The organism is Hyalangium sp. (assembly GCF_045802625.1).
GTDB lineage: Bacteria > Myxococcota > Myxococcia > Myxococcales > Myxococcaceae > Hyalangium.
Genome location: NZ_JBJMQP010000153.1, coordinates 61,451 through 68,123, shown reverse-complemented (window position 1 = coordinate 68,123; position 6,673 = coordinate 61,451). Strand labels below are relative to the sequence as shown.

The window sequence follows — 6,673 nt, the reverse complement described above, 5'->3', positions numbered from 1 at the left end:
GACATAGAGCCACGGGCCCACGGCCACGAGCCCGCTGGCGGCGGAGACGTGGGCAGGGCGGCCAGCCGTCTCCGGTGCTTCCAAGGTGAGGGTCCGGCGCTGGGTGGTGCGAATCATGGAAGGCGATTCTCAGCTGCCCGGAGCTTCTTCTCCAGCCCGATATCGAGCACGCTCCGGGCTGAGCCCTGACGCCTCTCCACAAGCCTTGATCCCCAGGGTGCCGCCTGTTCGCCCCGGGAGCGAGTGCCCCGGGCGGCTGGGAAATCCCCTGGCTGGGGAAAACGCTCCGCCTGCGTGGTATGGAACGCGGACATGAACCACTCCCAGAGCAAGGCCCTCTTCTCCCGCGCGCAGGAGCGCATCCCTGGCGGCGTCAACTCGCCCGTGCGCGCCTTCCGAGGCGTCGGTGGCGATCCCGTGTTCTTCCGCGAGGCCGCGGGCGCATGGATGACGGACGTGGATGGCAACCGCTACGTGGACCTGGTGGGGAGCTGGGGTCCGCTCATCCTCGGCCACGCCTACCCGCCCATCGTCGAGGCCGTCATTGACGCGGCCCGCCGAGGCTCCTCCTACGGCGCCCCGCACCCGGGCGAGGTGGAGCTCGCCGAGCTCATCTGCGCCACCGTGCCCACCGTGGAGAAGGTGCGCCTGGTCTCCAGCGGCACCGAGGCCACCGTGGCGGCCATCCGCCTGGCGCGTGGCTTCACCGGCCGCGACTACATCCTCAAGTTCGAGGGCTGCTTCCACGGCGCGGGAGACCCGTTCCTGGTGAAGGCGGGCAGCGGCGTGGAGACGCTCGGGCTGCCGGACTCGCCGGGCGTGCCCTCGGCGCTGGCGAAGCTCACCCTCACCGCGCCCTTCAATGACATCGGCGCGGTGGAGCGCATCTTCGCGGAGAAGGGCAAGGAGATCGCCTGCGCCATCATCGAGCCGGTGGTGGGCAACATGGGCGTGCTGATCCCCAAGGGGAACTACCTCAAGGAGCTCCAGGAGCTGTGCCACAAGCACGGCGTGCTGCTGGTGCTGGACGAGGTGATGACGGGCTTCCGGCTGGCGCGCGGCGGAGCGCAGGAGCTGTACGGGCTGAGGCCGGACCTGACGACGTTCGCCAAGGTGGCGGGCGGCGGCATGCCGCTGGGCGCGTACGGTGGCAGGCGCGACATCATGGCGAAGATCGCCCCCGAGGGGCCGGTGTACCAGTCCGGCACGTTGTCGGGGAACCCCGTGGCGGTGGCGGCGGGCCTGGCGTGCCTCAAGGCGCTGGCGGCGCCGGGCACCTACAAGCGCCTGGAGCAGATCAGCGCCATGCTGGAGGAGGGGCTGAAGGCCGAGGCGAAGTCGGCCGGAGTGCCCATCACCCTCAACCGCGTGGGCAGCATGTTCACCGTCTTCTTCACCGACAGCCCGGTGTACGACTACGGCAGCGCGAAGAAGGCGGACACGGCGCGCTTCTCGAAGTTCTTCCACACCATGCTGCACGAGGGCGTCTACCTGCCGCCGAGCCAGTTCGAGGCGGCGTTCGTCTCGCTGGCCATCGGCGAGCCGGAGGTGGCGCACATCCTCGCCGCGGCCCGAAAGGCCTTCCGCGCGCTTGGCTAGTCCCCGCGAGCCCGAGCCCCAGAAGGGGCCGTTCCGGTTCGGTCCCTACACCCTGGCGCGGCGCATTGGCGCCGGGGGCATGGGTGAGGTGTATCTGGCTCGCGAGGAGTCTCCGCGCCGCGCGTGCGTGGTGAAGAAGGTGCTGCCGCGGCTGATGGAGAACAAGCAGTTCATCGGCCGCTTCCGGGACGAGGCGCGGGTGGTGGTCCACCTGCAGCACGCCAACATCGCCCGCGTCTACGCCATGGGCGAGGTGGAGGGGCAGCTCTACCTGGCCATGGAGTACGTGCAGGGCAAGACGCTCAGCCGGCTGGCCTACCGCATGCGCCAGCGGGTCCAGCTCATGCCGCCGGGCGTCATCCTCCAGCTCGGCATCCGGCTGTGCGAGGGGCTGGCCTACGCTCATGACGCGAAGGACGGCTCGGGCCAGCCGCTGCACCTGGTGCACAGGGATCTGTCCCCGGCCAACATCTGCATCTCCTACGACGGCGAGCTGAAGATCATCGACTTCGGTGCCTCGCAGTCCACGCTGAAGGAGCAGCAGACGGCGCCGCGAGTCGTCATCGGCAACCTCACGTACATGTCCCCGGAGCAGGCGCGGAAGAAGTTCGTGGATCGGCGCGCGGACGTGTACTCGGCGGGCGTGGTGCTGTGGGAGCTGTTCGCGTGGCAGGCGCTGCCGCAGAAGGGCGAGCCGCTCGAGCGCTGGCGCAAGGCGGCCTACCCCAAGTGGGAGCCGGCCAGCCGCTTCCGCGAGGGAGTCCCCAAGTCCGTGGACGCGGTGCTGATGCGCGCCCTGTCCACCGAGCCGGATGAGCGCTACCCGGATGCCTCGGTGCTCGGGGCGGAGCTGGCGCGCATCAAGGCGAAGCTGGCGCCCGAGGTGAGCGACGCGGACGTGGCGCGCCTCATGTGCGAGGTGTTCGCCGAGGAGAAGGCGGCGGAGGACGCGGTGCTCGCGCAGCTGCTGGGCAAGGACCCTTCGCGCTCGCTCACCGAGCAGACCATCCCCCCGAAGCTGGCGCCGCCCACCGCGCTCGCCTTCGAGCACAGCGGCTTGGAGGCGCCCGAGGACTTCGTCCCCGCGGAGGACACCCCCCAGGCGGCTCCCACGGGCAAGCCGCTCCCGGTGGGCCGCCGCGAGACGCGCGAGGCCCACGTCAGCTTCGGCATGGACGTGGAGGGCGAGCCAGAGGTGGGAATGGTGGAGGCGCGCCGGCCGCCGCTCGTGCGCGCCATCGAGGAGGACGAGGAGGAGATTCCGACTCCCACGGTGGAGACGGGCGCACAGGCCCGGCGGCGTTGGGTCTGGCTGGCGTTGGGCCTCTTCCTGGCCGCGTCCGCGGCGGGCTTTGGAGTGGTGTGGCTGCTCGCCCAATAATGGAGCGGGGCAAGGATGATCCGGATCAAACGCGTGCTGGTGGGCTTCTTCTCGATTCTGGCGCTGGGCTACCTCGGGCTGATGGGGGCGGCCTTCGCGCTCCAGCGCTCGATGCTCTTCCCCGCGCCGCGCAGCCCCCTGCAGGAGCCGCCGCACAGGCCCGGCTTCCGGAGGCTCTCGCCGCCGGGCGGGCCGGTGGTGGACGTGCTGCACCTGCCGGCCGAGCCGGGCCTGCCGACGATGGTGCACTTCCACGGCAACGGGGAGCAGATCTCCCAGCTGGTGGAGCTGGGCGAGGCGCTGCACCAGAGAGGCGTGGGCTTCCTGGCGGTGGAGTACCCGGGCTACGGCACCAACCCCGGCACCCCGAGCGAGAAGGGGCTGTACGAGGCCGCGGAGGTGGCCCTCGCGGACCTGAGAGCCTCGGGGGTGGGGCCTGAGTCCACGGTGCTGAGCAGCCGCAGCGTGGGCGGAGGCGTGGCGGTGGAGATGGCCAGGCGCGGCCGTGGGGCGCGGATGGTGCTGCTGGCGCCCTTCACCTCCGTGGTGGACATGGCGAACCTCGTCTTCTCGTTCCTGCCCACGCGGCTCCTGGTGAGAGACCCGATGGACAGCGCCGCGAAGGCGCCGGCCATTGGCATCCCGGTGCTCATCCTCCACGGAGATCAGGACGAGGTCATCCCCGTGGAGATGGGCCAGCGGCTGGGGCGCCTGTTCCCCCATGCCACGGTGGAGGTGGTGCCCGGCGCGCACCACAATGATCTGCTGGAGCGCACCTGGCCGGTGTTGATCGACCGTATCGCCACGTTCGCCCGGAACGGCCCAGAGGCTCCGCTGTCCAAAGGCAGCCCGTAGTGGCAGCCGCCTGGGGCTGACGGAGCGGGAGTGTCAGGCCAGTGTCTGGCTCAGGCGCTCGAGCCGGCCCAGCCACTCGGTGCGCTGCGCGTCGCGGGCGGCCCCCGTGGGCAGCAGCTCGTGCGTGAGCGCCAGCTCCGTGCCCTTGGGCACCTTGCGGAACTCCACCGTGACCAGCGTCCCGCCGAGCGCCTTCTTTCCGCCCTCGCCCACCCAGGACAGCACGAGCATGTCCTCGGAGATGTCGCGGAACTCGCCCACCACGGCGGCCTTGTCTCCAGCGACCAGCGGATAGTCGAACCGGAACGCGTTGCCGACCTGCGGCTTCCAGTCCACCGAGGCCATGGGCCCCCACCACTTCTGGAGAGCCCCCGCCTCCATCCACGCCTTCATCACCTTGTCCTTGGGCGTGTTGAAGGTGCGGGTCAGGTACAGCGCGCTCTCCGTTGCGGGGTTGAGGCTGAACTTCATGGACCGTCTCCTTGCGAGAACGTGGATGCGCGCGAGCTTTCCAGGCACGGCGCGCCCTGGCCAGCCCCTTCCGAAGGTCATCGCTTCGAGCACGCTGTGCCTGCAAGCCTTCATTCCAGACGGCTGCCTGGCATACCCAGACATGCCTCTCGTGACCGGGTCCTACACCTCACGGTTCACACCAGACGCAGACGTTCACTCGCTGAACCGTGGGCTGCACGGCTGGAGGAGCCTCCCTAGATTTCCGGAATGAAGGACCCGTACGAGGTACTCGGCGTCTCCCAGACAACGGATCCGCGAGAGATCCGCCGGGCCTATCTGAAGCTGGTGCAGCAGTACCACCCGGACCGGGACGCGCGAGCCGAGTCCGCGGCCAGGTTCCTCGAGATCCAGGAGGCCTATGAGTGCCTGAGTGATCCCGTGAGGCGTCAGGCGCTCGACGCGCGGAGCAGGGCGGCCCAGGAGCCTGCGAAAGGCCCGGGCGGGGGCAGTGAACCGTCACGGACCGCACGCGAGCGCCACTGGGATCGCTCTCGCTTCAGCCAGGAGCAGAGCCGGGCGATGTACGGCCACCGCCGGGTGACCGTGAAGATCCGCTGAGCGCGCCGCGGAAGACGCCCTCCTTCGCGCAGATCTCGCACGTTCTTCATGGGAGCCGACTGGGACCAGTTAGAGTCGGCGGGCGGCAGCCTGCATTCCCATACCGAGTGAGAAAGCGAGACGATCATGATCCGAGTCACCGCATTCCGTTGGGTACCGCCTTTTGCTCAGGGCCTGGTGCGAGATCTTCGCGTGCGCTGGGCGCTCGAAGAGGCGGGGCTTGCCTATGAGGAGCGGCTGATCGGGCCAGAGGACCAGAAGTCCGAGAGCTATCGCCGCATGCAGCCCTTCGGACAGGTGCCCGTCTATGAAGAGGACGGGCTGGAGCTCTTCGAGTCCGGCGCGATCGTCCTGCACATCGCCGAGCGCTCCGAGGTGCTGATGCCCTCCGAGCCGAAGGCTCGGGCGCGCACGAAGACGTGGATGTTCGCGGCGATCAACTCGATGGAGCCGCACCTGCAGAACTTCACCGCGCTCGACGCGTTCTACGCCAACGAGGAGTGGGCGAAGCTGCGCCGGCCGTCAGCGCAGGCGGCGGCGCAGGCGCGGCTTGAGGCCCTGGCGGGCTGGTTGAAAGGGCGGGAGTACCTCGAGGATCGCTTCACCGCGGGCGACCTGCTCATGACGACGGTGCTGCGCATCCTGCGCCAGACGGATCTGCTCGAGAAGATGCCGGTGCTCGAGGCCTACCGCCAGCGGTGCGAGGCGCGGCCGACCTTCCAGAAGGCGCTGGCTGCGCAGATGGCGCCCTTCGCGAAGAATGCGCCAGCCGGGAGGTAGCTGACCGGGGTTCCTGCACCGCAGAGCCAGCCGCTCCGTGAGCCGGGCGAGCTGCTCGGAGCGGCGGATGGCTCTGCGTGGAGGCGGCGGGTTTCGAACCCGCGCCGGGCGGTGCGAAACCTCTCGCTCAAGGGGAAGAGCGCCCGCCGATCTTCGGGAAGCGCGCATAGGCCCGTTTTAGCGCGTCCAGGTGGGAGGGGGTGTCGAGGTCGAGCGGCGTCTCCGTGAGCTGCACGAGCCACCCGCCCGACGGCGTGAGACGCGCTCGCGTGAGCAGCTCGGCGTCGCGGGCCGGGTCCGGGAACCCGATGGCTTTCGCGGCAGCGGCAGACCAGGAGTTCAGCCACCCAAGATAATAGGGAATCTCGGGCGAGCGGATGTGCTCGAAGAGCTTCAGGGCAGGCAGCCCCCGGCAGCGAGTGTGCGGTGGTCGTCCCCCACCAGCGCAGGCGCATAGACGTTGAGAATGAGGGGGCTTCGAGAGGTCATCACCAGCTCGCATTATTTCAACCGATGGGTCCGAGTCTTCCCCTGGTGTCTTCTCTGGGACTTCCTCCGCAGCGTGGACCGCTGGGGACTTGCTGGCTTGGCTCCAGGCAAAACCTCAAAATTCTCCTCGAAGAACCTCCGGACGAAGCTCATCGCGTTCATCAGCGCGTCCACAGGCCCCATGCCAAAGATCGGTCTGATCCGAGGTCGGGTGTAGCCCTCGATGAGGACCGGGCAGTACCAGAGCCGCCGCTCGGGGAAGTGCACGGGCCGGCCCACCCGGAGCGTTGAGATACGCGGCTTGCCCTCCGCAGTGACGTATTCCCAGCAATCCTCTGCAATCGGATCTTCAATCCGCCGCAGCTTCGGACGCCAGTCGTCATCTTTCTCAGGCATGGAGCGCAACCTCATGGGTTCCTGGGGGGACCAAAGTAGGCCCGGCAGAATACGAGGCATGCGGCCTTGCCCGTGTAGCACGAGCCAAAGCAAAGGGCCTTG

7 protein-coding genes and 1 pseudogene are annotated in these 6,673 nt (G+C 68.9%); 5 read left to right on the top strand and 3 right to left on the bottom strand.

Features of this window, described 5'->3' with window-relative positions; all coding sequences use genetic code 11:
* Positions 1–312 precede the first annotated feature (312 nt).
* The 3 genes from hemL to ACJ8AT_RS27930 are packed head-to-tail and all read left to right on the top strand — an operon-like array spanning position 313 to position 3,835.
* Positions 313–1,599 (top strand): glutamate-1-semialdehyde 2,1-aminomutase, encoded by a 1,287-nt coding sequence (hemL, locus tag ACJ8AT_RS27940; RefSeq protein ID WP_407740934.1) that lies wholly within the window; start codon positions 313–315, stop codon positions 1,597–1,599.
* The gene (locus ACJ8AT_RS27935; RefSeq protein ID WP_407740933.1) at positions 1,592–2,980 is read left to right on the top strand and encodes a serine/threonine protein kinase; all 1,389 of its coding nucleotides are present in this window, start codon (positions 1,592–1,594) and stop codon (positions 2,978–2,980) included. Before hemL ends, ACJ8AT_RS27935 begins: the two co-directional genes overlap by 8 nt.
* Positions 2,981–2,995: 15 nt before the next feature.
* Positions 2,996–3,835 carry an alpha/beta hydrolase gene (locus ACJ8AT_RS27930; RefSeq protein WP_407740932.1) on the top strand — a complete coding sequence of 280 codons (840 nt, stop codon included), beginning with the start codon at positions 2,996–2,998 and terminating at the stop codon, positions 3,833–3,835.
* A 33-nt stretch (positions 3,836–3,868) separates the two neighbouring features.
* Here the strand turns inward: ACJ8AT_RS27930 and ACJ8AT_RS27925 are convergent, their stop codons facing one another.
* Positions 3,869–4,306 carry an SRPBCC domain-containing protein gene (locus ACJ8AT_RS27925; protein ID WP_407740931.1) on the bottom strand — a complete coding sequence of 146 codons (438 nt, stop codon included), beginning with the start codon at positions 4,304–4,306 and terminating at the stop codon, positions 3,869–3,871.
* A gap of 249 nt (positions 4,307–4,555) precedes the next feature.
* Here ACJ8AT_RS27925 and ACJ8AT_RS27920 point away from each other — a divergent pair, with 249 nt between their 5' ends.
* Entirely contained in the window at positions 4,556–4,906 is a 351-nt protein-coding gene (locus ACJ8AT_RS27920) for a DnaJ domain-containing protein (RefSeq protein ID WP_407740930.1), read from the top strand.
* Positions 4,907–5,032: 126 nt separating this feature from the next.
* Complete coding sequence (locus ACJ8AT_RS27915; RefSeq protein ID WP_407740929.1) at positions 5,033–5,686, top strand: glutathione S-transferase family protein; 654 nt, start codon at positions 5,033–5,035, stop codon at positions 5,684–5,686.
* A gap of 127 nt (positions 5,687–5,813) precedes the next feature.
* On the opposite strand, the pseudogene ACJ8AT_RS27910 reads toward ACJ8AT_RS27915, so the two are convergent.
* Positions 5,814–6,116: pseudogene (locus ACJ8AT_RS27910) on the bottom strand (DUF5953 family protein); the annotation flags it as partial.
* A gap of 71 nt (positions 6,117–6,187) precedes the next feature.
* Positions 6,188–6,571, bottom strand: coding sequence for a DUF6968 family protein (locus tag ACJ8AT_RS27905; RefSeq protein WP_407740928.1), 384 nt, complete (start codon positions 6,569–6,571; stop codon positions 6,188–6,190).
* Positions 6,572–6,673: the final 102 nt, after the last annotated feature.

Bases quoted from the DNA above. Each gene is read 5' to 3' on its own strand.
- ACJ8AT_RS27925 (WP_407740931.1), bottom strand. From the start codon at position 4,306: ATGAAGTTCAGCCTCAACCCCGCAACGGAGAGCGCGCTGTACCTGACC.
- ACJ8AT_RS27930 (WP_407740932.1), top strand. From the start codon at position 2,996: ATGATCCGGATCAAACGCGTGCTGGTGGGCTTCTTCTCGATTCTGGCG.
- ACJ8AT_RS27920 (WP_407740930.1), top strand. From the start codon at position 4,556: ATGAAGGACCCGTACGAGGTACTCGGCGTCTCCCAGACAACGGATCCG.
- ACJ8AT_RS27915 (WP_407740929.1), top strand. From the start codon at position 5,033: ATGATCCGAGTCACCGCATTCCGTTGGGTACCGCCTTTTGCTCAGGGC.
- ACJ8AT_RS27905 (WP_407740928.1), bottom strand. From the start codon at position 6,571: ATGCCTGAGAAAGATGACGACTGGCGTCCGAAGCTGCGGCGGATTGAA.
- hemL (WP_407740934.1), top strand. From the start codon at position 313: ATGAACCACTCCCAGAGCAAGGCCCTCTTCTCCCGCGCGCAGGAGCGC.